Raw genomic sequence first — 24,698 nt, forward strand, 5'->3', positions numbered from 1 at the left:
AGCAGGTATGGTATATTTTAAAAAGTATTTTAGTAGCTTAACGGCTTTACTCTTTGCAGTTATTTTCTACATTCTGGCAGCCAATCTATTCACTGTTCAACAAATTTTATTTAACATCCGGCAAAACTGTATTACAGTCGAATAACAATTCTTTTACCGGAGGTGATGGCTGATAATCTGGTTTGGTTACTTCTTTCATGTAGATGATTTGCAAATTGGGTATACGGTTGCCTGGATCTGTCTGCCGCGCATTCCATTGGTTAGTGAGGTAGGCACAATAATACAACCGGTAGTGGCTGTTGTTTACAAAAAGAATATTCTCATGGTATTTTCGCCAGCGGTCGTCTTTAAAAAAGTCGGCTACTACGGCAGGTTTCTCAAACGTAACAGGCCCATCCGGATTGGTTATATCTAGTTGCTTTCCATTCACTGTTTTGCCAAGCAAAACAAACCAGCCATCGTCTTTAAACACGGCTGGGGCAAACATCCCCCAGAACTGGTCGATACGTAACAAGTGGCCTACCCACCTGGCATTGTCCAGAGGAGGAACCGGTAGTTTAAGGTTGCCTATATTCCAGAGTAAGGTGTATCCAATGCAGAAAGTGATAAACAGGGAAGTAAGCCATTTTTCACTGGGGACATAGTTTTTTAAGATTTCCTGCTCTTCCCCTGCTTTTAAACTGTAGGTTCGTAATTGCTGCCAGGTAATAAATTTGGACCGTTGCCTTTTATAAAAACTGATAGCTCTGTCATACAGATAATCGTGGCGGCTGTTGAGCCGGTTTTGTACCATAGTAGGGAGTAAGCCTAGTACAGAAACAATATTGATTAATGGAAAAAGGCCCACATACAGTGTCATGCTAATGCCGATATGAAACAGCACCATACCTATAACAAACGCCAGGCGGAAATACCCGGTAAAAAAAGGCACTAATAAGAAAAATGGCAAGATGAGTTCTGTATAATAGGTCATAAATGTCATTAGCTTCAGGCCATCTCCCAATTCTAGCAACAGTTTGCCAAAGGGAGTTACCAGCTGGTCCAGGTTAAGGGCATAATACAAAGCGGTGTATTCCTGATTCCATTCCGGAGACGATTTAAGCAGTGCCGAAAAAAAGTATACATAGAATATCTGGCACACGTACGCAAAGCCAGCCAATGATACATAGTTGTTAGAAGAAAGCTCACTTTTTGAAATCTTAGCTGCATCCAACGAGTAATAGTACCCCCATGGAAGAAACATTCCCCAGAATAGAAGCAGGCGTAATAAATCGTCGCCTCCTTGCTGAATCAGCGGATTGCGGTTATGTAAGGAAAGTATACATATCCAGCAGAGAAAGGTAAATAACCGAGTACGGTACCCAACCATCAGACAGAAAGCACAAATGCCATTCAACAAAAAAATAAGTGCCTGGATTTGCCAGCTGCCCGCCATTGTATATACCGATACATAGTTGGGATTCCAGGCGTACCGGAACAGAACTTCCAGTGGCAATATGCCGGTGTTGCTGTAATGAGCTTCCAAACTGGTAGCCCGGATTATCAGGTCAAGTATAATAACTAAACCTACGCCGATCCGCATGAGTGCCAGTGAACGTAAGTCCAGGGCGAAGAGTGAATTAAACCGTTGTTCCAGGAAGAATAGAGCTCCCTGGGTATTTTTTGATTCTGTAGTTATCGTAGGGGGTGTCTTCGTAGAAACATGGTTACCTTCCATCTGACGTAAATGCTTGGCTATGGGCAAGTATATGTAAAATTACTCCAGCAAAAAAGAGCTGGTTAAATCTGTAAACAGATATTGCCCAGCTCTCTATCAATATAAGCTCCCTGAAGTTTACTATTTACTTTATGTTTTAACAATAAACCGGAAGTAATAAGTTACTTCCGGTTTACTTTATACACTATACAAGTTGTCTTGTAATGTATTTAAAACAATTATCTGCCACTGGTAGTACCTGTGCCAGAAGTGGTACCTGAAGTAGTGCCGCCACCGGAAGTAGTTGTTCCAGAAGTTGTACCGCTAGTAGTAGTACCGGAAGTAGTTCCTGTACCGGAGGTTGTGCCGCTAGTAGTTCCTGAAGTAGTACCTGTTCCGGAAGTTGTTCCGCTAGTGGTACCTGAAGTAGTTCTTCCACTGGTTGTACCAGAAGTTGTTCCAGCGGTAGTACCTGAAGTGGTTCCACTAGTAGTTCCTGAAGTAGTTGTACCAGAAGTGGTGCCTGTACCAGAGGTTGTTCCGCTGGTAGTAGTACCGGAAGTAGTTCCTGTGCCTGAAGTAGTACCAGAAGTGGTTCCGCTGGTAGTTCCTGTTCCGGAAGTTGTGCCGGAAGTAGTTCCACTGGTAGTTCCTTCATCGTCGGCATCATCGCTACCTGAGGTAGTTGCACCGCTGGTAGTTCCTGAAGTGGTTCCGCTAGTAGTTCCTGAAGTAGATGCACCACTAGTTGTTGCTCCACTAGTAGTTCCTTGCTGCATATCCATGTCGTCGTTTTCGTCGTCGCTCATGTCAGTGCCTGAAGTAGTGGTACCAGAAGTTGTTCCGCTGGTAGTTCCTGTTCCGCTAGTAGTGGTACCAGAAGTAGTACCTGTACCTGAAGTGGTTCCACTAGTAGTTGTACCTGAAGTGGTTCCAGTTCCGCTAGTACTCATACCAGAAGTTGTTCCACTGGTAGTACCAGAAGTCGTTCCAGTATCTGTATCCGCATCTGTACCTGTACCTGTACCGCTAGTTGTGCCTGTTCCTGTGTTGGCAGTTGTCCCTGGGTTACATGCAGGGAAAACACATAAGCCTATAATTGAAGTTGCAAAAAAACCTTTGATTACAGTTTTTTGAATCTTCCTAATAACTAAATTCATAACAAATGGTGGTTTGGTTGATAATTAAAATAATTAATATGTGTTTACTTTTAACAGACCCTTACTTATTTCTGTAGAGTAAGGTTTCAAAATTTTAGCTTATTTTTTTATTGACTTGTTTTTGCTTAAAATAGATACTGCTCTTTTTTATCCTTACCGGTCGTTCAGCTAATTTGAATTGTAGATGAGCCCCAGACCAAAAATTGAATACGCACTATTATAAAATAGTCAATGAGGGATGTTTAATTGCCGCTGGTAGTACCTGTACCAGAAGTAGTTCCGCTAGTGGTAGTACCAGAGGTGGTTCCACTCGTAGTAGTTCCTGCAGTGGTACCTGTGCTAGTTGTATCCATTGTAGTTCCAGTTGCATCTGTTCCTGAAGCATCCGTACCAGAAGTGGTACCTGTCGCATTTTCATCTCTGCCGGTATCACCACCTGATGCATTTTCTCCACTAGAGCCACACGCAGAAAACATAGTAACAGTGATTGTAGCCAATACAAATACACCTTTCTTGAAGATGTTCTGCAAGTTTCTAGGCATCAATTTCATAGGTTTGTTTTAAATAATTGGTAATACGTTTTAGGTAAATCCCTAGCAGATTCAGTAAGCTGATTCTGGCCAGGTCAGAGACTGATACGTAAGGATTTATTATAGGTTGGGTTTTTTAAATTTTTTTTTAAGTACTTTCTACTTTTGCAAACACTTTATTCGTTGTAGTATTTCTGATTTATAAGCATTTTTAGCTTTTTACGCAGCTATATCAGCATTGAAAAGGTTGGTATTTACATGCATGTCTGGTTGTTTTTTTATCTATCTCGTCCCCAGTTCATTCCTGCTTTTCATTTATATTTTTAGGCTACTGATCTTTTTACAGAGCTTCCCCGCATTATGCTAGTACACAGTTAATAAGAGATTTTTTGATATATATTCCTGTCAGGCTTTCGCCCAAAAGCATTCTTAAAATGAAGGTTACGCACAGGTATAGCTGAACAGGCTACCCACAAACAAAAAAAATAGCAATTAGGTAATTCATTATCACCAGAAAAGATACTTCTACTGGGCAGTTTATCCGAGATGAATGATTGATAGCAGGCAGAAGGAGTGTGACGCCTGCCTGACTTTAACTGTATGTTTTAATCCAGGCAAAAAGACCTGTTTTTAGCCGGATGATCGGCAAAAAACAGGTCTTTTCAGGTAGCCTTATTATAAAGTTACGTATTACCTACCGAACGTAGACAATATTTGATTGATTACAGTTTTCACTTCGTTACGGGCGCGGCTGAATTCAGAAATTTTTTCTACTTTATTTCCAGCTGACCAATAGCCTTTCAAATGTCTGCTTTTATCATATTCCAGATCACGTAAGGCAGTGGTTCTGCGGCTGTCAAAAAAGTCGTGACGTGGATTTTTTAGTTTTCCCAGTATATTTATTGTCTGATCAATCAGACCTTCCAATTCCAACGCTTTTGCATCATTCAAATCCAGGTTATTTACCTTATCCCGGATAGATCTTAATTCATTGATTAATTCAGCTGCCATAGTTAGTAATAGATGTATATGTATTTCAGATATTTTATTTTTTGTTAGTTGAAATCTTTTCCGGATAGGGTTAATCTGGAAGGAAGCTCTAAATTATAAAAATTCAAGCGTAGTAACTACTCTCTTCCGCTTACAGTATAGAAAACTATGTAATTATTGAGCTGAAATGCAATATTTGAAACTATAGTGTAAAATTTACCACCACACGCTTACATAAAGGCGCTACCAGCATAGAATTTTTTCATAGGCCGTAGCGCCTTATATTGGATCAGTTAAGAAAGAACTGCAATAAGTGACGGCCGGCACGTGCCCTTAATTTACGTAATGCACCTTCTTTTATTTGCCTCACCCGTTCATGGGAAACGCCAATTCGTTCAGATACATCTTCAATAGATTGCGGATACTCGTAGCCTATGCCGAATACACGGCAAATAATTTCTTTTTCACGCGTATGTAAGGTCGCTAAGATTCTTTCCAGTTCTATGCTCAACGACTCTTTGTCGCTAAGAGCAGCATCTGTAGATTCTGCATCCGGATTATCGAGCACATCGAGTAATGAGCCATCTTCACTGTCGCTGAAAGGCGCATCTAAGGACGACTGTTTAATAGAAGCTACATTGGTTGATTTAATCTCCTCTACATTTATTCCCATAAATTCAGCCAGTTCTTCCAGGGTTGGTTCTCTTTCAAAACGTTGCTCCATTAATGCGGAAGCATGGTTTATTTTAGACAGGCCGCCAATTTTATTAGCCGGGATCTTTACAATCCGCGAGTGCCGGTCCAGCGCATCCATAATAGACTGACGAATCCACCATACGGCATAGGAGATAAATTTAAAACCCTTGGTTTCATCAAACATTTTCGCAGCCTTAATTAAACCCAGGTTGCCTTCATTAATCAGATCATTAAGCGGTATTTTGCTATGATGGTATTGCTTGGCTACAGACACAACGAATCGCAAATTAGCCTTTACCATTTTTTCCAGAGCTGCCTGATCGCCTAACTTGATGCGGCGGGCCAGATCTACTTCTTCTTCCGGGGTAATCATAGCAACCTTCGAAATCTCATTGAAATATTTCTCAATGGTAGCACTGTCGCGGTTGGTTATTAATGTTGATATTTTAAGTTGTCGCATGGGTATATCATTCTACTTTTACCTGGTACACACCTTTAGGTTTTCCCGCCTACTACTGTTATGTACTTGTACGAATCCGCCAGAAGCTAAATGGGAATAAAACAAGGAAGGAGTATTCGTGAAAACCAAAATTTAATTTGGTCAAAATCCATTAAAGAGGAATTCTATATAAATTACAAACTTACACATTTATAACATCCTCATTTTGTAGCTTCTCTCTTAATTAGATACAAATTAGCGGTGCCAAAAGTTTATTCTGTACAGATAAATTTTAACAGGTTCCAGCACAAAAATATCTTCATTTTCTACTACTAAAATATAAGCAAAAATACTTGCCTCCGTTAGTTAAATACATAAAACCACTAATTACCTGTTAAAATATTTTTTTTATCACAACAATACGCAGCGTATGTCCGTCTGTAATAGTGGCCTTTTTGAAAGGCTTAAATTTAAGGTAATATAAACTTAAACCACCTACAATCATGAAACTTGAAACATTAAGAAAACTGTATGTAACTGAACTGAGGAGCCTATATAGTGCTGAAAAGCAAATTCTTTTGGGCTTAAAAAAAATGAAAGCCGCTGCCCACCACGATGAATTGAAACAAGCGTTTGAGCAGCACTATGCAGAAACAGAAGGTCAGATAAACCGGCTCGAGCAGATATTCGACCGCCTGGGAGAAAGCCCTAAAGGACAGACTTCCAAAGCTACCCTAGGCCTGATTGCCGAAGGTGAGAAAATCATTAAAGCAAAAGGCCAGTCGGATGTAATTGATGCCGGCCTGATTGCCGCAGCTCAGAAAATAGAGCATAATGAAATAGCTTGCTATGGTACAGCCATTGCCTATGCCAAACAACTAGGCGACCAGGAATCAGCCAGCTTGCTGCAACAAAACCTGGATGAAGAATATGCAACAGATAAGCGGTTGACAGCGATGGCTGAAAATTCAATTAACCGTGAGGCGACTTATTCTACCGGGTATTATGAGGAAACTAGTGAGTATAGCAGCAGCAGTAATACTGGTATTTCGTTATCGGGTTTATTGCTTGGCGCAGCTACTGGTGTAGCGGTAGGTATGTTACTGGCACCCTCTACCGGCTCAGATTTCAGAAGAAAAATTTCGTCACAAGCCAATAACCTGTTCGACCAGTTTGGCGGCCAGTTGGGCTCCGTATCGGATGTTGCCAAATCACTGCTAGATAAATTTTCTGCCCAGGAAGGCAAATCTGGCGGCAATCCTTCAGGTCCACAATCACAAAACAGCCCCTATGGAGCTGGCGGACCTAAGTTTTAATGTAGATGAATAGAAATTAAAAAACCTCCTGGTTAGTTGCCAGGAGGTTTTTTAATGTAGTTGATCTATATAGTGATCAAACAAGGATTGTTCGTTCTATCATCTTTTCAAACAAGAAAGCCTGTAGCTGTCTTTAAATACAGTATGGATATAGGAAGGGTGATCATGCTTATAATAATTTGTCACTAGTGTGTATTAGTGAGGATTTACTGCTTCCTTCTCTTGAATAGCCTTGTATCTGGATAGCTCTGTTTTTACCCAGGAACACTCTTCTTCAGTTTGTTTGATCAATTGCGAAATAACTTCCCCATTATCCTGCTTGGTTTGTAGCACTTGTTTACTTTGTTCCAGTAGTTCATGCAACTGAGCCAAATCCAGTAACTGTAGCAGCGATTTAAATTTATGCATGCTATCCCGTAGCCCGTCTACATTTTTGCTATGCATGCTTGAGGTATAAGAGCCCTGTAACTCAGAAATATTGTTCAGGCAAGCATCCAGCAACTCCTGCATAAATTGTTTATCTCCTTCAGCCAGCTTTTGAATTTGCTGATAATTTAATTCTTTCGCTTTGTTTTCAGGCTCCACTGCTGGAGAACTACTTTCTACCGGCTTGTCAGCTACTGGAACTGTGCAGGAGACAATTACCTGATATAAATCTGTTGGATGGAAGGGCTTAGCCAGGTAATGGTTCATTCCAGCTTCTTTGATCTTTTGTTTAATGTCGGCGCTTACATCGGCTGTGAGGGCAATAATGGATAATTTCTCGTACTCTCCGGACAACCGACGGATGGCACTGGCAGCCTCCAGGCCATTCATTACTGGCATTTGTAAATCCATCAGCACTAGGTCGTAGGTTTTTTGCTGCACCTTTTCTAGGGCTTGCCTGCCGTCTTCTGCTACATCAGCCGTAATATTCCATTTCTGCAAAAACTTTTGTGCTACCATTATATTTACCTGGTTGTCTTCTACCAGCAGCAAGCGGATATGCCCCAGGTCAGTTTTCATGGAAGCCTGCCCCGATAAGTTATATGCCGCCTTGGCTGCGTCTGTCCGGAAAGGCAAGCAAAAGCCAAAAGTAGAGCCTATGCCTTCTAGGCTGTTTACCCATATTTTGCCATTCTGCAATTCTATTAGCTTTTTACTGATGGCCAGGCCAAGTCCGGTTCCGCCGTATTTTTTGGTTGTATCTGGCTCAGCCTGTTCAAAAGCCAGAAATATCTTCTCCAGCTTTTCAGCCGGTATCCCTATGCCGGTATCTGTTACAGAGAAAGAAAGATTACAGGAAGTACCCTGGCTTGCCGTTAAGCTTACGTGCAGTTTTATAGAGCCAGCATTGGTAAATTTTATCGCATTGCTTAACAAATTATTTAATACCTGCGTCAGGCGTACAGGATCGCCGGTAAGCACCTCTGGTATGTTCTTGTCTGTATGCAGGGTGATGCTAATGCCTTTTTCTGCTGCGTTAAAGGTAAATGCATAAATAATGGTATGGAGCAGGTCTTTGATATTGAACGTGGCCTCTTCAAAAAGTATTTTTCCTGCTTCAATCTTTTGTAAATCCAGTATGTCATTAATCAGCGCAAGCAGGTTTTCCGACGAAAACCGGAGTACTTTCAATAGTTCTACCTGGTCGGGCCGTGGATTTTGCTCTAGCAGCAGATTACTAAGCCCTAATACCGCATTCATAGGGGTACGAATCTCATGGCTCATGTTCGATAAAAAGTCGGATTTTATTCTGGTAGCCTGCTCAGCCATTTCTTTGGCCGCAATTAATTCAATCTCTGCTACTTTCCGGTCGTTAATGTTTTGCATGAAGGTAGTTACCCCCACTACTTTCTTATCTTTATCTATAATAGGGTTAAAAAATACTTCTTTGTAAAAATTTTCACCAGGAAGCTCTACAGAAAATTTATCGCCGGCAAGCGCTCTGTCATAAAAGCCTTTCCATTGCCGGGCTATTTTCGGGGGCAACAAGCTGATGAAATTGTCTCCGGTTTTTATATCGGCTCCAAAGCGGTAATAAAACAACTTTTTGTATCTGGAATTATAATACGTAAGCTTATACTCGCTGTCTAACGACCAAATGTAATGATTCGCATTCTCCACGATGGCTGATAATTTTGCCTTTTCTGCATCTATTTCGCGGGTAAGCTTCGACAAATGTTCCAGATTAGTCTTTAACTCTTCTTCCCTATGAGTTAACACTTTGTTGAGGCTCTCTTCTGTTAAAACGGTGGAGGTTAATTCGTTCTCTACAAAGTAATTGGCTTTTATCAAATGGTATAAGCAAAGAATAGTAAGCAATAAGGAAGTAAGCAGCGAATACGAATACAGAATATCCAGTTTAGTAGGGGAAAGCGGAATTATCCACGAATTAAGTTTTACAGGCAAATGAAGTGCAAAGAGACTCACCAGGCTAACGGATAAAACTAGTAGCGATTTGTCCATTTCGCGGTAGTCGAACAGCACAAGTGCGGCACAAACCAGGGGGAAATAACAAAGGTAAATTCCAGCTTCCATCCCCAGCAGCAAAGAGTCGTAAAATATTTCCGTGCATGCCGTAAATAGCAGAAAATACTTGGCATAGGTATAATGCCCTTTTCTATTCAGCCAGAATACAAACAAATAGATGCCTATACAGAGTGTATGAAGAAAAATGAGGGAATGAATATGAAAAGCAATCAGAAACACATCGTATAAAACCGTATTGATCACCACTAGGAATCCTAGCTGGTTACATAAAATAATTTTCCTGTTGGATAAATAACTGTGGGTATTATTTAAGCCTATATAGGAAAAACGGTTCCAAAGCTTGATAAATTTATTCATCTGCACCGGTTATTAGCTACACATACTACGAGGCAAATTTACCAAGAATCAGCAAGATAAAAACCAATATTAGCTGCAAACCCATACTATGTAATGAAAAGCCACTCTGGCTTAAACAGATAGGGTTATTGTACAGGAAGATTATCGGGTGACCATTACCCGGTGAATAAACTCCTGTTGGCCAGTATATATACTTACCATATACAAGCCGGCAGGAAACTGGCGCATATCAAACTGCTGCGTAAAATACCGTCTGGCTCCGGTTAAACTGGAAGTTAGTAACTCTTTACCTAGCAAATCGGTTACTTTTATGGAAAGTCCGGTAATGTTTTCTTCGAAAAAGCCATCCACTGTTAAGGTGCCATTGGTGGGATTGGGAAATATGGCTATTGGCTCGTCTCCGGCTTCTGGCGTACGGGTACGCCATCCAATGGCAGAAAGCATTCTCAGCGTGAGCTCACCGGGCCAGTAAATAGATTCTGCTCTCCCGATCTGAGGTGTCATAAGGGCATTTTCGTTGCCAGCCGGGTACCTGAACTCGTCCAAATGCGAAATACTGGAGCCTAAGCTAAAAAGCCTTGGCGCATATATGCGTGGTAATGCATCGGCAGTAGCCGGGTTGTTAGAAGAAGACACATCAAAGAATAAATTATTGTTGGTTAACTGGCTGGCCAGACTTGCAGAGGGATTTGGAAAAAGAGTGGTATTGGTAAGCCGCTGATTGCTGGTGTTTTCAATAAAATAATCGTATACAAAGGCATAGCCAGTTTCTTCTCCCCATTGCCCCTGGTTGGTAGCCACATCAAACGAAGAGAAAAACCCTAGGCCATGAGCTATTTCATGCAGCACCACTGTTACCAGGCTATACTGCCCAGCCGGGGTACGTCCATCTATGCCATAATACCAGTTTACATTGCTGTTGAACGAAGCCACAATATCTGGTTCCCCAGGTTCATTTAGCTCCCTGCCGGTTAATCTTTCAGCCAAAGCTACCGGATACCATAGTCCAGGTCTAAGGGCTCCCGGAAAATCACGGTATAAGGTGGTAGCCCCTGCGGAACCAAGCGTAGTAGTTTCCAATTCCTCCCAGCTTGCATCAATTTGAATAGGAACTGAAGAGACCAATACCGATTGCCAGATACTTACCGCGTACTGGAATGCCTGTTGCGCCTGTGGAGTAAAGCCGCTGTAATTAACAGTAATAGTAGAGTTTACATTGCCAATAGACTGGAGATTTTCGCGGTAGGCCGAGGGCATGGCTACCATACTGTTAAAGTCTTCGTTATGGCCGGGACAAGAGAGAATTGGTCCTGGCGTAGAAATCTGTGCTGATGCTGTGGGGATACTGCCTAATAGGCTAAGCACTACGAATAATACCCCGGTCAGGTTGATGTAGGGAGTAAGTGTTTTTTGTTGCATAGCTGGATAATCAGTAAGGGAAGACATCCCTTTGAAGAGATATTGTATACTAAACTTATGAGATTCATACGGAGAAGTACAAAAGTTTGATATATGTATGTATTATTTCCTGACTGTACTGCAGCTATTACCTGTTAATATATATTGATAAAAAATAGCCTATATCCCTATTTTTCAGCCATCTACTTCATAAGAACCTTATTTTATATAGCCTACAAACCTTTTTAAAACACATCAGCCGGTGAGCAAATCGTATGATTCCCTCACCGGCTGATGCATACCTGAATGTACGCAGAGTAGCTACCTTTTTAAGAGACTACTAGCTTTTTTTCTTTTTTCTTTGGCTTGCTGCTCGTTGGATAAGTAACAAATTCTTTTTCCAGTACTTCTAAATGCTTTCTTAAGGTTTGCCTGCCCAGATCAGTTTGTGCTTCCTTCAGTTGACTGAGTGTATCGTTAACCCGTTTACGGACTTCTAATTTGCGGTGCTTTTTCATAGCGGCCTTTTCTAAAGTTAAACTGTATTACTATTGCTTATTAATGTACCAGGCTGAAAATTGTAACCTTCTTATCCGGCTTCTATTGCTTCCGGTTCATTTTGTTTCGTTGCTGGTTTCGTTATACTGGCTTTTACTAAGGCTTTGAATATCCGCCTGTGTATTTTTTTCTGGATCAGGTATTCCGGATGCCATTGCACCCCCATAATAAAATACTCAGTAGTTGCCTCAATGGCCTGAACCACATCGTTTGATTCTTTTGCCACAATTTTTATGCCTTTCCCTGGCTTTTTAACAGCCTGGTTATGGATGGAGTTTACCATTAATTCAGGCACATTTAGTATGGCAGATAGTCTGGTGGTAGGCTGTACAAAAGCTTTTTTAACAGGAAAGATGCTATGCCTGTTCGGTTTTTCTGTATAAAAGTCTTTGATATTTTTGTAAAGCGTTCCCCCAAAATATACGTTAATCAGTTGTGAGCCACGGCATATACCCAGTACAGGTATTTGTTTCTCTATAGCCTGATTCAGCAGATTAAACTCTAGCAAATCCCGGTCTTTATCCAGGCCATGACCTTGAGTACCCCGGCTTAGCCAAATCCGAATAAAATACACCGCCGGATAAAGAATCAGACTGAAGAAGCTGCTGATCCGTTGCAGGAACGATTTGCGTTTATTTCTAAGTGTCTGATTTAGGTAGGCCTGAATAAAATTATCTTTTTCGTACGTATTCGGATCAACGTCTGCTCCACCTCCAATAATAAGCGCATCTAATTTAGCTACCGGCTGTGGCTTAGCAGGCGTAATCCGCCTGGGTATACCGCCTGCAATCAGTACAGAAAGAGCTGTAAAAAACCAGGCGGCTGTACCGCCAGTATCTGGTCCGGTTATGCCTATAGTTGGCTTGGTAAAGGTCGGCTTTGCATCCATTCTTCCATTTTATTAATCCATATTTCCTCAAAATTTGTCAGGTTCATCGCCGAAATCCGCAGGTATTCCTTGCTTAACTCGGCTAGTGCGCCGGGGTCGCAGGCCAGTTTTTCTACTTCTACCCAGCGGTTCCATTCTTGGGCAATGGTCCAGTCCGGATCATCTATTAAACTGTTGGGTAAGCGGTAGTGAAACGTAGGCCTTGGAGAAACTTTACCAATATCTTTCAGGCCGTTTACTTTTTCTGCGTTCAGCCAGGCAAATACCGGATACAAATCCAAAGGCCGGTTGCGGTCTGGATTCAGCAGATAATAATCATCTATGAACTGATCTAGCTGCGGAGCATACTGTTCATCTAAGATAAACCGTATATAGGCAGCCGGGAATGGATTAATAAACGAACTGATCCGGCGGGCAATAGCAATTTCAGAGACTTTAAACAGCCATGGATAGAGCATTACAAAGGCTCTGGTGTAGGCAAGCAGGGTTTGTACATTTTTTTCCGGCAACTCAGGATTTATATGCATAGCAAATGCATAGAGAATGGAAGATTTTGTGCCCTTTGCATCAATTTCCTGGAGCCCCTGCCTTAAGCGCTCAATTTGATGCAACTCGGTAATTGGCAGGGATGGCGCAGAAATTTCATAGGGAATTACCGTAGTTATCCCTGATTCCAGTACATTTTCAATAACAGTGTCCAAGGAGGTGTTGCCAATATTGATTGTAGCCAGATTAATGCCTAGTTTCTCAAACAATACCGTATATTTTTTCTCAGACAATAAACGTAAATCTACATTCAGGCAGAAATCGCCTATGGACGAATTGTTTACCCGTTGTTTCTGCTTATCGGTGGTTACATATTCTCCGCCATATTGCTGTAAAATTACGGTTGCCGCTTTTTGTAAATCTACTCCGGCAAATTCCAGCTCAAAGCCTACTCTACGTATTTCCCCTTTCTCATTGAGAATAACGGGAGGTTTTTTGAATTCCATAAAAAATGATATTTCTCTAAAGTGCTTTGTATACGTATAAAAACTCCACCTTAGTTGCAGAAAATAAGGAATTCCCATGAAGGCGTGGGCAGTATCAAGGAATTAAAAATAAGAATACCCATAAAAATTGCCTCCTATACTAAGCTAGGCAATTTTTATGGGTTTATCTTGTTTAATGTTAGCTCTAAAAAAGTATATCGTTTTGTTACAGCCTATTGCTAGCAGCTTGGTTAGCCTGGTAAACTCCAGCCTTGCCGGTATTCTCTTTTTACAAATTGGTTAGCTGTATCGAAGTTTGAGATTTTCATATTTTTTCCATCCCAGAGTAATTGTTTGCGGCCAGGATACGAATAGCCTTTGCCATCGGCATTAGGTTGCCGGAAGTTGTAGCTGCGTACAGCCAGGTTACCCATCAAAATAGTTTCAGTAAGCGGACCTGCTTCTTCGAACGGAGAGCTGGTATAGGCCCCATGTCCCTTTTTGCAAGCTTTTACCCATTGCTGCTGATGCCCTTCCGGCCCACCTTCTACCATAGGTTTGGCAGCTGCCGGCAGCGTAACCTCTTGCATTTTTGAGGTAGGAAGCAACGTAGGTTTTCTGCCCCACATGCCTGCTGTTAATTTACCTTTGGTTCCCTCGAAAATCATTCCTCCATCTTGGTCACCCATTTTTTCGTCCGGTTTCAGTTCTATGGGACGTTTGGGAAGAATTCCCCCATCCGACCAGGAGAAATCTACAGCAGGCATAGTCCCGCGCGCCGGAAACTTCAAATAAATAACCGAAGATGGCGGACAGCTTTCTGAGAAATCAGCTTCTTTAAAAAAATCTGCATATACGGCTCCAACACTACATTCCACAGCCTCCGGATATCCCAATTTGAGCGCCCGGAAGGGCACATCCATAATGTGGCAGCCCATATCTCCTAAGGCGCCAGTACCAAAATCCCACCACCCCCGCCAGCGGAATGGCATATAGGCTTCATGGTATTCACGGAATGGAGCGGTGCCGAGCCACAAATCCCAGTCCACGCCTTGAGGTACTGGCATTTTGTCTTTGGGAGTAGGCACTCCTTGTGGCCACACCGGGCGGTTTGTCCAGGTGTGTACGGTGTGTACATCGCCGATCAACCCTTGCTGAATCCAGGTTTCAATGTTACGTGTATCGTCACCGCTGCTGCCCTGGTTGCCCATCTGGGTTACTACTTTGTATTTTTTTGCTGCCTCTGTCAGCATGCGGGCTTCATAAATATCGTGGGTAAGGGGTTTTTCTACGTACACATGCTTACCTGCTTGCATAGCGGCCATGGCAATAGGAAAATGCATATGATCTGGCGTACTCACAATAACTGCATCTATACTTTTATTTTCTTTTTCTAGCATTAGGCGGTAGTCTTTGTGGTATCTGGCCTTTGGCCACTTCTGGCGAGCTTCTTTGGCCTGTCGGTCATCTACATCGCAAAGCACCACTATATTGTCGCTGCCATTGTTATATGCCTGGGTAAGATTATACATGCCTTTGCCACCTGCGCCTATAGCCGCAATATTCAATTTATCGCTAGGAGCAACATAGCCTTTTCCGCCAAGTACATGCCTGGGTACAATAAATATTCCGGCAGCAGCTACAGTGCCTGCCTGTAAGAATGATCTGCGGCTAACTTTTTCAGGTTTGTTTTGATTTTCCATGTTACCTATATATTCTATACCATTAAAGTTCAATAAAAACTATTGAACATACAATATTTTCTAACTGACTTATTTAAGTGAAAAGAAGAAAAGCTTGCGAATAGCAAAGAAATATCCCACAAATAATCATAAAAAGGTATAGCCTTTGGTAAATAGTTTATTCCGCTCATCCATTAACTCATTGAATTTCAGATGGTAAATATTACCTTACTGTTCTCTACTCAATGCCAGATCTGAAAGCTTGTTGCTGAAAAACAAACCATCCCAACACTATGAGCACTCAAACCATTACTTCTGTAGTTAGCACCCCCATCATACCCGTCAGGCAAGCAAAAGACCGAATCCAGGTTATAGATGTACTCCGGGGATTTGCATTAGCCGGAATCTTATTTGCCCACCTGTCTAATGAATTTTCAGCGGGGATGTTGCCTCAACGCATTTACGAAACAATGATGAGCCATCCGGCTAATATGGCGGTAATTATTATCAGCAATATATTTGTGCAGGGTAAATTTTATACTATTTTTTCGTTTTTGTTCGGGTTAAGTTTTGCGCTACAACTAAGTTCGGCCAGAGAAAAAGGAGGACATTTTCTTGGCAGGTATGCCTGGCGTTTACTGATTTTAGGCGCAATTGGCCTTATCCATCATTTACATTGGCGCGGAGATATTTTAACTATTTATGTAATCCTGGGCTTTGTGATGCTGCTGTTCCGAAATTTGCCGGATAAATCTCTTCTACTTATTTCTCTGCTATTGGTACTTAACCTGCCAGGTAGACTCACCAATCTATATGAAGCTATTACCGCCGGGCCGGCTCCGGCACAGGCGCAAGTTGAAGCGGAGAACAAGCAGCGGGAAGCCCAGGCAGAAAACTATTATGACTTTATTAAAAATGCCTCCTATGTACGCACCTTGCAAGAAAACTTTGTGGCTTTTGCTGATAAAATGAAATTTCAAGTAGAAAGCGGAAGAATATACATGACACTCGGATTTTTCTTAATGGGTATGTATGCCGGAAGAAGGCGGCTGTTTGAACAACTGCCGGATAACAAACCTTTTTTTAAGAAGATCTTTAAATACACTGGTTTACTTACCCTTGGGTTAATTTTACTGGCCTGTGGCCTCTTTTTAACACCGCTAATGAAAGACAATCCTTATGCAAATGCCGTTGGAGGATTTATTTTTGATACTGGCAGTACGGCCCTTACTTTATTTTATATAGCCGGCATAAGCTTATTATTCTTCCGTAAAACCTGGACTAAACGTTTAGCACAACTAGCGCCGGTCGGTAAAATGGCCCTGACCAGTTATCTGATACAAACGGCTTTTGGCCTGCTGATTTTCCAGAGTTATGGTCTTAATTTGCTGGGTGAAATTGGTGTAGCCGCGGCAACTGCCCTTACTATTCCTATATTTTTCCTGCAGGTAGTATTTAGCAAATGGTGGCTAACGAAGTATCAATATGGGCCAGTGGAGTGGCTATGGCGTTCCCTCACCTATCTAAAAGTACAGCCTTTAGCTAAACCTAGTTTGGAAGTTCCAGCACCATAATCGGATAGGTACCCTTACTCACCATAGCCATATCATTTATAGCTATTGCAGGTAGGGTTCTATCTATTGTTTCTGACTTACTACTTTCAACACCGAATCTTTATCTGATTTGGAAACCGAGTCTTTTTTATTGGTGTCTGTCCAGCCGGTATTAATGACTAGTTTCGGGTGTTGTTTTTGTAAAGATTGTACGCCGGTTTCGCTTACCTTGGTTTGCCACAGATATACGGACTGCAAGCCTTTAAAAGAAGTTAATTTAGGTAAGGCTTTGTCTGAAACGGCTGTGCCATACAAATTCAGGTATTCCAGATTATCTAGCTTTTGTAGCGATGCAATAGCCTCATCAGTAATATTGGTTTTATCCAGCCGAAGCCTGGTAAGATTGCGTAAACTACTTATTTCCTTTAATCCTTCGTCAGTTATTTTGGCGTTACTTAGATCAAGCCAGGTAATTTGTGGGGCTATGGCTTGTAAAGCCTTGGCTTGTGCTTTACCAAAGTTTTCAGTTGTGTGTGTATATTTTACCTGCAAATACTGATTATCCTGCGAAATAGAGGTAACCTGGAAACCGGCTTTTTTTACACTGTCAATCGCGGAAGGCTTGGCCGGAGGTACTTGCTTGGCAAAAATACCTTTAGGTTTGCCCTCATCTTCTGTAGATACACCCAGGCTTGCAAGAGCCTTTTCCACCGGTTCTGTTACCGTTGCCTGGGCTACTTTTTTATCGGCCGAAGCACCTTCATCAATCCACCAGCGGATAAGTTCTATCTGGGCTTTGGTTAATTGTTTTTTACCCTTTGGCGGCATATGATCATCATCTTCCAGAGGGAGGGTTATATGTTTGTAGAGAGGACTTTCAGCAGATTTTCCGGAAACCAGTACTTTTCCATCCTCGCCGCCTTTCATCAGGTCGCTGAACGTATGCATGAGTAGGTCGCCTTTCTTTTTATCCGGGTTGTGGCAACTAATACACCGCTCTTCAAAAATGGGATGAATAATGTCTGTATATAGTACGGCTTCCTGAATATTGGTGATGGGTTTAGCTTCCGTCTTTTTAACCGGAGCTGGTAAGCCAGCCAATGTCCGTAGCGGACCGGGCATGTACTGCGTGAGGTATTCGGAGCCATGCGTTAAGTTTCCACCCAAGTGACCTGCTACCATCAATACCACCATACTGGAAGCTAACAAAGGAAAATAAGCCTTAGACACCAACGTTATGTTACTGACGGTGCGAATTTTTAGAAAATAGGCAATTGCGGATGTTACCGCTACCCCAATACCAAACCATTGATGCCAGAATAAAGCATCTTCATCATACCCACCTTCAAAGGAAAGAAAATACCCCAAAATAGCTGCCGCTACTGCACTTAAGGTACCCAGGAGCAGTACCAGAGACGTAGCATGCCGCACTTCGCTGAACCGTTGCAGGCGGGAAAAGCATTCCAGCAGAAAGGCAATAATGAGAAAGCCAATAGGTAAATGCACAAACAGGGGATGAAAACGGCCCAGGAATAATAGAAATTCGGATGGCTCGTCGGCATTCGTGGCTGCCATGACTGGTCCGGAAAGTATCAGAAAAAATAAAATGAGTCGGCTCTTCACAAAATATAAGTTAATGGAGTGGTATAACAACTGTATAATTTCATGTACTTACTAAATCAGGCAAGTATATCCCGTACTACTTGGCCATGCACGTCTGTCAGGCGGAAATTACGTCCCTGGAAATGGTAGGTAAGTTTTTCATGGTTCATCCCTAGTTGGTTTAATATAGTAGCCTGAAGGTCATGCACGTGCACTTTGTCTTTTACCCCGTAATACCCAATTTCATCGGTTTCGCCAAAAGAGACGCCCCCTTTCACACCCCCTCCGGCCATCCATACGGTGAAGGCTTCTGTATGATGGTCGCGGCCTGTAAATGGATTTTCTTTTCCTTCCCGGTTTTCTAGCATCGGCGTACGGCCAAACTCTCCGCCCCACACAACCAGGGTATCTTCCAATAACCCTCTTTGTTTTAAATCCTGTATAAGGGCTGCCATAGGCTGATCTACTTCCCGGCAACGGTCCATAAACCCGAAATTCAAGGCTTCTTCTTTTCCTGCGCCGTGGGCATCCCATCCCCAATGGAAGAGCTGCACAAAGCGCACATCGCGTTCTATCAGGCGGCGGGCTAGTAAGCAATTATTCGCAAAAGACGATTGACCCGGACTTGTCCCATACATCTGATGCACAGATTCTGGCTCTTTGGAAATATCCATCGCTTCCGGCACAGATACCTGCATTTTAAAAGCCATTTCATATTGCGAAATCCTGGAAATTATTTCCGGATCGCCCATTTCTTTGTATTGCTCTTCATTAATTTTATTAATGGCATCCAAGGTATGCCGCCGTAAATCCCGGTTCATGCCTTTCGGATCAGATACATATAGCACAGGTTCGCCTTTAGACCGGCACTCTACCCCCTGATATACCGTTGGCAGGAATCCGCTTCCATAGGCACTTTTACCAGCATCAGGCTGTTTGCCGCCAGACACTAAGACAATAAACCCTGGTAGATTTTCATTTTCTGATCCTAAGCCATAAGTTACCCAGGAACCCATACTTGGCCTGCCTAGGCGGCCATTGCCAGTTTGCATCAAGAGCTGGGCAGGGGCATGGTTAAACTCATTCGTATGCATGGCTTTGAGAAATGCTACATCATCTACCACCTTAGAAAAATAAGGCAAATGCTTGGAAACCCAGGCTCCCGACTGTCCATGCTGTTTGAATTCAGCCTGTGGGCCTAACATTTTTGGTACACCCTTAATAAAGGCAAACCGCTTTCCTTCCAGCAAAGATTGTGGGCAACTCTGTCCGTTGAGCTTCATCAACTCTGGCTTATAATCAAATAATTCTAGCTGGGAAGGCGCCCCGGCCATGTGCAAAAATATGACGCGTTTGGCTTTTGGAGCAAAATGGGCAGGTTTGGGGAGAAGCGGATTTGTGCTGTGTTCTGCCAATGCTTTTGCTGTGTTACCTGTGGATTTTCCCGAGGAATTACATCCCAGAAACGAACCTAAAGCCATGGCTCCTAAACCTGTTGTGCATTTTAGCAAAAAATGCCGCCTGGTTAAATATTGTAACCGCTCAAATTCCGCTTGTTCAAACAAATTCATACCTATCTATATTTAAGTCCACAGCCCATTATATTGCCAAGCTATGGAGTATTTAGTAAATTTATTCCTTGGTTATTACCTCATCCAGATTCAATATGGCATTGCTAACTACGGTTAGTGCTGCCAGCTGAGTGTTGGTTGATTGTTCCTCCCCTAGTATTGCTCCTACCTCTTCGGGCTTTTCTTTATAATAGGAAAGAGAGTTTGTATATAATTGCTTCAGAATAGCAAGTTTAGCAGCAGTAGGTTCCCGCAGTGTAGCTAGCTTATATCCGGTTTTTAATTGATCTTCTATGGTAGCTTCGTCCTTAGTTGAGCTCATCCGGCTGGCTAGCCCACGGGCAGCTACTATATAAACAGTATCGTTCAGTGTAACCAGGGCTTGCAAAGGTGTATTGGTCCGGATACGCCGGGAAACGCAAATTTCCCGGACTGGGCTGTCAAACGTGATCATGGAAGGATACGGAACTGACCTGCGCCAAAAGGTATAAATGCCTCTTCGGAAAGCATCTTCTCCCTCGCTGTTTTTCCATTGTAAACCACTGTACACCACTTGCCACACACCTGCTGGCTGTGGAGGCATTACGCTTGGTCCACCCATTTTTGTACTTAATAAACCTCCTATGGCCAGTGCCTGATCCCGTACTTGCTCAGCCGTCAACCGGACTCTGGGGCCGCGGGCCAATAACCGGTTATAAAGGTCTTTTTCCTGCAGTTCCGGGGTCACTTTCGCCGATTGCCGGTAAGTAGCAGATAGCACTAGTTGCTTCAGCATCTTCTTTACACTCCACTGCTGTTCATGCATAAACTGAAGTGCCAGCCAGTCTAACAATTCCGGGTGGGAAGGTTTCATGCCTTGAGAACCAAAATCCTCTAATGTTTCTACAATGCCTGTCCCAAATAATTGTTCCCAGAAGCGGTTAACAGTTACCCTAGCAGTTAGCGGGTTTTCAGGGCTAACTAACCATTTTGCCATACCCAACCGGTTACTCGGAACTCCTTTTGGCAAGGGGTTCATGGAGGCAGGCACTCCACTCTGCACTTGCTCTCCTTTTACCAGCCAGTTACCCCGCACAAACACATGGGTTTTCCGGCGAGTAGTTTCGCCGTTCTCCTGCAGTATGGGCATTCTGTCTGGTTTAGCTGTATTGTGCAGGCTCAGCAAACTATCTTGTACAGCCTTGAACCCTGGTTTATCCCATCCTGGCATTGCTTCACTGAACACTACCCAGTCGACAATGGCTACTTCACTTTTCGCAGCAGGATTATTAAATACCAGATACACATCATGGGTTCCTTCGGTTGGCTGAATGAAAAACGATTTTACTACATATTTCCAGCGGCTACCAGTGCTTTCTACCTGCCAGGTACCAATTTTTTCACCATCTACAGCACCTTTTCTAAGCTCTACCACACCGCCCGGACTTTCCGCTGCATACCGCGTAAACACTTGTGTTTTACCAGTAAAATTAATTTGCTTTAGCCTGGTAAAGCCTGTATGATGTATTCCTGGCGATTTGTTATCTCCGGTAAGCACACCTTTCGTTAAAGAATCAAAATTATGTCCGTGAAATTTTGGCTCCAGCACCTGAAGAAAATGGCGGATCTTTTGTTCTTGCTGCGCTTTTTCCTTTGCCGGGCTATGGTTTGTAATCCAGTCTTTTACTAACTGAACTTTTGTTTGCTCTTCCTGCTTAAAAAAATTCAGTGTTGGGGTTTCATTCGGGGTGTCTTCATCGCGGGTGTTATTAAAATACGACATGAATTGGTAATATTCCTTTTGCCGGAATGGATCATAGGGGTGGCTATGGCATTGTACACAAGCCATGGTAGTCGCCTGCCATACTTCCCAGGTAGTATTTACCCTATCTAGAACAGCGGTTGTGCGGAATTCTTCATCGTCTGTACCCCCTTCATCGTTGTTGGTCGTGTTCCTGTGGAAACCTGTGGCAATCAGTTGTTTTTCGGTCGGTTCTGGCAATAAGTCTCCGGCTAATTGTTCAACCGTAAACTGATTAAAGGGCAGGTCTTTATTGAATGACTCAATTACATAATCGCGGTACCGCCAGATATTCCGGAAATCGTCTTTTTCATAGCCTTTAGAATCGGCATAGCGGGCTAAATCTAACCACATAGCTGTCCAGCGTTCCCCATAGTGAGGAGAAGCCAGCAAGCGGTCTACTACTTTTTCGTAAGCGTTCGGAGAATTATCTTTCAGAAAACTGTCAACCTGGGTTTGTGTTGGAGGTAATCCGGTTAAGTCCAGCGTAACGCGGCGAAGTAAGGTTGTTTTGTCTGCTTCCGGAGAAGGTTGCAAGCCTTCTGCTTCCAGTTTTTGGAGAATAAAGTAATCTATCCCGTTTTTAGGCCAGGCAGTATTGCTTACTTTGGGTAACTCTTGGGGCTTGGGCTTTACATAGGCCCAATGATCTTCCCATTGTGCTCCTTGTTTAATCCAGGCTTTTAACTTGCGTATTTCTTCCTCGTTGAGTGGCGGGGCATCCAGGGGCATCCGGTATTCTGGATCGTCGTGTACCAGGCGTTTGATAAGTTCGCTTTCGCCAGGCTTGCCCGGAATAATGGCTGGTTGCCCTGATTCTGTTTCCGCCAGTGCTTCCTCCCTGAAAAGCAAACTAAAGCCTCCATTCTTTTTTACTCCCCCATGGCAAGAAATACATTTTGTATTAATTATCGGGCGGATATCTGCATTAAAGTCTATATGTTCATTTGAAGAACAAGCGCCAGCCAGGTATACGAGTGAAGCTACGCCTATTCCTTTTATCAAGGATAGACTATTTTTTTTCTTCATTTGTATGCTGAGGTTCCTAAGTAGCTTCATAGATGAAAAAGGGTGGTTAGTAAGGCATGTATTAGGTTACCTGAGGCACATTTTATTTTCAGGCAGATCGATACTATTTCCCGCCTGACAGGCTATGTTTTGCCTGATATTGGCTGCGGCATTCATTAAGTATTGCTGGCTAAGAATAGTGGCGGTCATACAACAGGCATGGATTTGGGGTTCTACCTAAGAAAAGAAATTATTATTGTTCTAATCACGAATATACAAAATTTTATAGTAAATATCTTTTAAATACTATAAAACCTGCACCCATAATTTGCTCAATAAGGGCTGCCAACCTTCTACCACACAAAATTTTATGTTTCCGGTTATGTAAATAGTGAGCATTGCATTTCTATTTTTTATATCTTTGGCGGATGAAGTAGTTATCCCCAAATACAGAACCTCTTGCTAGCCATCCTCCGGCTACCTTTTTCTTTATTCACTGTATTATTCTTTATACTTTTCTGTCCTTCTGTATATGGATCATCAACAGCCGCTTGTTACTGGCAATAAACTTCAACGCATAGTTGCGTATTTTAAGATTGCGGTAAAAGGCGAGGAAAAAAATTTTACATCTGGCAGCATCAACAAAGCCATTTTTATGCTTTCTGTTCCTATGATTCTGGAGATGGTGATGGAATCTTTGTTTGCTGTAGTGGATGTGTTTTTTGTAAGCCGCCTGGGAGAAAATGCCGTAGCGACCGTAGGCCTAACCGAATCTGTGCTGACGTTGATCTATGCCGTAGCCATTGGAATAAGTATGGCCGCCACGGCTATGATCGCCAGACGCGTAGGCGAGAAGAAAGAAAAAGAAGCATCGGAAGCTGCCGGTCAGTCGCTTGTTCTGGCAATCAGTATCTCTGTGCTCATCAGTTTGGCAGGTATTTATTTCGCTGCCGATATTCTGCGGCTGATGGGCGGTTCGGAGGAATTAATTGCGCAAGGACAAGGCTTTACCCGGCTCATGTTGGGAAGTAACCTAACTATTATGCTTCTCTTCCTGAACAATGCCATATTCCGGGGTGCTGGCGATGCTTCTATCGCCATGCGTTCTTTATGGATTGCCAATGGTATTAACCTGTTATTAGATCCTCTGTTTATATTTGGCTGGGGACCTGTACCTGCTTTTGGTGTAACTGGTGCTGCCATGGCTACCACAATTGGTCGCGGATGTGGGGTTATTTATCAGTTTGTCATATTATTTTCCGGCAGATCAATCATTAAAATTAACTGGGAAGATATACAGTTGCGCCTCTCTGTTATCTGGCAAATTCTGAAGATCTCTTTTGGCGGCATGGGGCAGTTTCTGATCAGTTCTGCCAGCTGGGTCTTTCTGACACGTATCATCTCTGAGTTTGGCAGCGATGCTTTAGCCGGTTATACGGTAGCTATACGGGTTATTATATTTACCATTCTTCCTTCGTTGGGCTTAGCAAATGCAGCGGCAACATTAGTAGGGCAAAACCTGGGTGCCGGTCAGCCAGCACGGGCCGAGAAATCGGTATGGCGGGCCGCTTTTTTTAATATGCTTTTTCTAACAGCTGTCTCAATAGTCTTATTTATTTTGTCAGAAAATATCATTCTTATTTTCTCTCAGAAACAAGAAGTAGTAACTTATGGTAAACAATGCTTGCGGTATATATGTGTAGGATATGTTTTTGCAGCCTATGGGATGGTCATTAGCCAGTCATTTAATGGAGCCGGCGACACCCGTACTCCTACGTTCATTAATTTCTTTAGCGAATGGGTACTCCAGATTCCTCTGGCTTATATGCTAGCCATTTATTTAGATCTGGGGCCTGCCGGTGTATTTATTGCCATTGCCATTAGCTTATCAGTACTGGCTATTATTAGCATTTTTCTTTTTAGAAGAGGCAAATGGAAGCTGGTGAAAATATAGAAAACCGGTTGAGAAACCCCTGTCTAGTAGGCAAGCAAGATTACATCTAGTACTTGTGAAGAGCACGGGAAATTAA

At 42.7% G+C, this 24,698-nt stretch carries 17 protein-coding genes; 3 read left to right on the plus strand and 14 right to left on the minus strand.

Features of this window, described 5'->3' with window-relative positions; translation table 11 throughout:
• Positions 1–106: 106 nt before the first annotated feature.
• The 5 genes from Q0590_RS01200 to Q0590_RS01220 form a co-directional block, all read right to left on the minus strand.
• Positions 107–1,717 carry an HTTM domain-containing protein gene (locus Q0590_RS01200; RefSeq protein WP_302035644.1) on the minus strand — a complete coding sequence of 537 codons (1,611 nt, stop codon included), beginning with the start codon at positions 1,715–1,717 and terminating at the stop codon, positions 107–109.
• Positions 1,718–1,935: 218 nt separating this feature from the next.
• Complete coding sequence (locus Q0590_RS01205; RefSeq protein ID WP_302035645.1) at positions 1,936–2,856, minus strand: hypothetical protein; 921 nt, start codon at positions 2,854–2,856, stop codon at positions 1,936–1,938.
• A gap of 242 nt (positions 2,857–3,098) precedes the next feature.
• Positions 3,099–3,407 (minus strand): hypothetical protein, encoded by a 309-nt coding sequence (locus Q0590_RS01210; protein WP_302035646.1) that lies wholly within the window; start codon positions 3,405–3,407, stop codon positions 3,099–3,101.
• 669 nt (positions 3,408–4,076) lie between these two features.
• On the minus strand, positions 4,077–4,397 hold the full coding sequence (locus Q0590_RS01215) for a hypothetical protein (RefSeq protein WP_302035647.1): 321 nt from the start codon (positions 4,395–4,397) through the stop codon (positions 4,077–4,079).
• Between the two features lie 268 nt (positions 4,398–4,665).
• Positions 4,666–5,532: a sigma-70 family RNA polymerase sigma factor gene (locus tag Q0590_RS01220; RefSeq protein ID WP_302035648.1), complete on the minus strand. Its 867-nt coding sequence runs from the start codon at positions 5,530–5,532 to the stop codon at positions 4,666–4,668.
• Positions 5,533–6,014: 482 nt separating this feature from the next.
• On the opposite strand from Q0590_RS01220, the gene Q0590_RS01225 reads away from it, so the two are divergent.
• On the plus strand, positions 6,015–6,827 hold the full coding sequence (locus Q0590_RS01225; protein ID WP_302035649.1) for a DUF892 family protein: 813 nt from the start codon (positions 6,015–6,017) through the stop codon (positions 6,825–6,827).
• 195 nt (positions 6,828–7,022) lie between these two features.
• Here the strand turns inward: Q0590_RS01225 and Q0590_RS01230 are convergent, their stop codons facing one another.
• From Q0590_RS01230 to Q0590_RS01255, 6 genes are all read right to left on the minus strand, one after another.
• Positions 7,023–9,656 carry an ATP-binding protein gene (locus Q0590_RS01230; RefSeq protein ID WP_302035650.1) on the minus strand — a complete coding sequence of 878 codons (2,634 nt, stop codon included), beginning with the start codon at positions 9,654–9,656 and terminating at the stop codon, positions 7,023–7,025.
• A gap of 141 nt (positions 9,657–9,797) precedes the next feature.
• A complete protein-coding gene (locus Q0590_RS01235; RefSeq protein WP_302035651.1) occupies positions 9,798–11,075 on the minus strand; it encodes a T9SS type A sorting domain-containing protein in 1,278 nt (425 codons plus the stop codon).
• Between the two features lie 308 nt (positions 11,076–11,383).
• Positions 11,384–11,572, minus strand: a complete 189-nt coding sequence (locus Q0590_RS01240; RefSeq protein WP_302035652.1) for a hypothetical protein — start codon at positions 11,570–11,572, stop codon at positions 11,384–11,386.
• Positions 11,573–11,643: 71 nt separating this feature from the next.
• Complete coding sequence (locus Q0590_RS01245; RefSeq protein WP_302035653.1) at positions 11,644–12,501, minus strand: gamma-glutamyl-gamma-aminobutyrate hydrolase family protein; 858 nt, start codon at positions 12,499–12,501, stop codon at positions 11,644–11,646.
• Complete coding sequence (locus Q0590_RS01250; RefSeq protein ID WP_302035654.1) at positions 12,465–13,493, minus strand: amidoligase family protein; 1,029 nt, start codon at positions 13,491–13,493, stop codon at positions 12,465–12,467. The genes Q0590_RS01245 and Q0590_RS01250 overlap by 37 nt, the downstream gene beginning before the upstream one ends.
• A 230-nt stretch (positions 13,494–13,723) precedes the next feature.
• Positions 13,724–15,175, minus strand: coding sequence for a Gfo/Idh/MocA family protein (locus Q0590_RS01255; protein WP_302035655.1), 1,452 nt, complete (start codon positions 15,173–15,175; stop codon positions 13,724–13,726).
• A 272-nt stretch (positions 15,176–15,447) separates the two neighbouring features.
• On the opposite strand from Q0590_RS01255, the gene Q0590_RS01260 reads away from it, so the two are divergent.
• Complete coding sequence (locus Q0590_RS01260) at positions 15,448–16,728, plus strand: DUF418 domain-containing protein (RefSeq protein WP_302035656.1); 1,281 nt, start codon at positions 15,448–15,450, stop codon at positions 16,726–16,728.
• A 63-nt stretch (positions 16,729–16,791) separates the two neighbouring features.
• On the opposite strand, the gene Q0590_RS01265 is transcribed toward Q0590_RS01260, so the two are convergent.
• The 3 genes from Q0590_RS01265 to Q0590_RS01275 all read right to left on the minus strand — a co-directional run bounded on the left by Q0590_RS01265 (position 16,792) and on the right by Q0590_RS01275 (position 22,689).
• Complete coding sequence (locus Q0590_RS01265; RefSeq protein ID WP_302035657.1) at positions 16,792–18,330, minus strand: c-type cytochrome domain-containing protein; 1,539 nt, start codon at positions 18,328–18,330, stop codon at positions 16,792–16,794.
• 56 nt (positions 18,331–18,386) lie between these two features.
• Entirely contained in the window at positions 18,387–19,880 is a 1,494-nt protein-coding gene (locus Q0590_RS01270) for a DUF1501 domain-containing protein (protein ID WP_302035658.1), read from the minus strand.
• A gap of 61 nt (positions 19,881–19,941) precedes the next feature.
• On the minus strand, positions 19,942–22,689 hold the full coding sequence (locus Q0590_RS01275) for a DUF1553 domain-containing protein (RefSeq protein ID WP_302035659.1): 2,748 nt from the start codon (positions 22,687–22,689) through the stop codon (positions 19,942–19,944).
• Between the two features lie 511 nt (positions 22,690–23,200).
• Here Q0590_RS01275 and Q0590_RS01280 point away from each other — a divergent pair.
• Positions 23,201–24,622 carry an MATE family efflux transporter gene (locus Q0590_RS01280; RefSeq protein ID WP_302035660.1) on the plus strand — a complete coding sequence of 474 codons (1,422 nt, stop codon included), beginning with the start codon at positions 23,201–23,203 and terminating at the stop codon, positions 24,620–24,622.
• Positions 24,623–24,698 lie beyond the last annotated feature (76 nt).

The sequence above is a fragment of the Rhodocytophaga aerolata genome (assembly GCF_030503435.1).
Lineage (GTDB): Bacteria > Bacteroidota > Bacteroidia > Cytophagales > 172606-1 > Rhodocytophaga > Rhodocytophaga aerolata.

What these genes read in the sequence shown, in the direction of transcription:
- Q0590_RS01245 (WP_302035653.1), bottom strand. Translation starts at nt 12,501, where the DNA reads ATGGATGCAAAGCCGACCTTTACCAAGCCAACTATAGGCATAACCGGA.
- Q0590_RS01230 (WP_302035650.1), bottom strand. Translation starts at nt 9,656, where the DNA reads ATGAATAAATTTATCAAGCTTTGGAACCGTTTTTCCTATATAGGCTTA.
- Q0590_RS01275 (WP_302035659.1), bottom strand. Translation starts at nt 22,689, where the DNA reads ATGAAGAAAAAAAATAGTCTATCCTTGATAAAAGGAATAGGCGTAGCT.
- Q0590_RS01280 (WP_302035660.1), top strand. Translation starts at nt 23,201, where the DNA reads ATGGATCATCAACAGCCGCTTGTTACTGGCAATAAACTTCAACGCATA.
- Q0590_RS01210 (WP_302035646.1), bottom strand. Translation starts at nt 3,407, where the DNA reads ATGAAATTGATGCCTAGAAACTTGCAGAACATCTTCAAGAAAGGTGTA.
- Q0590_RS01225 (WP_302035649.1), top strand. Translation starts at nt 6,015, where the DNA reads ATGAAACTTGAAACATTAAGAAAACTGTATGTAACTGAACTGAGGAGC.
- Q0590_RS01255 (WP_302035655.1), bottom strand. Translation starts at nt 15,175, where the DNA reads ATGGAAAATCAAAACAAACCTGAAAAAGTTAGCCGCAGATCATTCTTA.
- Q0590_RS01215 (WP_302035647.1), bottom strand. Translation starts at nt 4,397, where the DNA reads ATGGCAGCTGAATTAATCAATGAATTAAGATCTATCCGGGATAAGGTA.
- Q0590_RS01260 (WP_302035656.1), top strand. Translation starts at nt 15,448, where the DNA reads ATGAGCACTCAAACCATTACTTCTGTAGTTAGCACCCCCATCATACCC.
- Q0590_RS01240 (WP_302035652.1), bottom strand. Translation starts at nt 11,572, where the DNA reads ATGAAAAAGCACCGCAAATTAGAAGTCCGTAAACGGGTTAACGATACA.
- Q0590_RS01200 (WP_302035644.1), bottom strand. Translation starts at nt 1,717, where the DNA reads ATGGAAGGTAACCATGTTTCTACGAAGACACCCCCTACGATAACTACA.
- Q0590_RS01220 (WP_302035648.1), bottom strand. Translation starts at nt 5,532, where the DNA reads ATGCGACAACTTAAAATATCAACATTAATAACCAACCGCGACAGTGCT.
- Q0590_RS01270 (WP_302035658.1), bottom strand. Translation starts at nt 19,880, where the DNA reads ATGAATTTGTTTGAACAAGCGGAATTTGAGCGGTTACAATATTTAACC.
- Q0590_RS01250 (WP_302035654.1), bottom strand. Translation starts at nt 13,493, where the DNA reads ATGGAATTCAAAAAACCTCCCGTTATTCTCAATGAGAAAGGGGAAATA.
- Q0590_RS01205 (WP_302035645.1), bottom strand. Translation starts at nt 2,856, where the DNA reads ATGAATTTAGTTATTAGGAAGATTCAAAAAACTGTAATCAAAGGTTTT.
- Q0590_RS01235 (WP_302035651.1), bottom strand. Translation starts at nt 11,075, where the DNA reads ATGCAACAAAAAACACTTACTCCCTACATCAACCTGACCGGGGTATTA.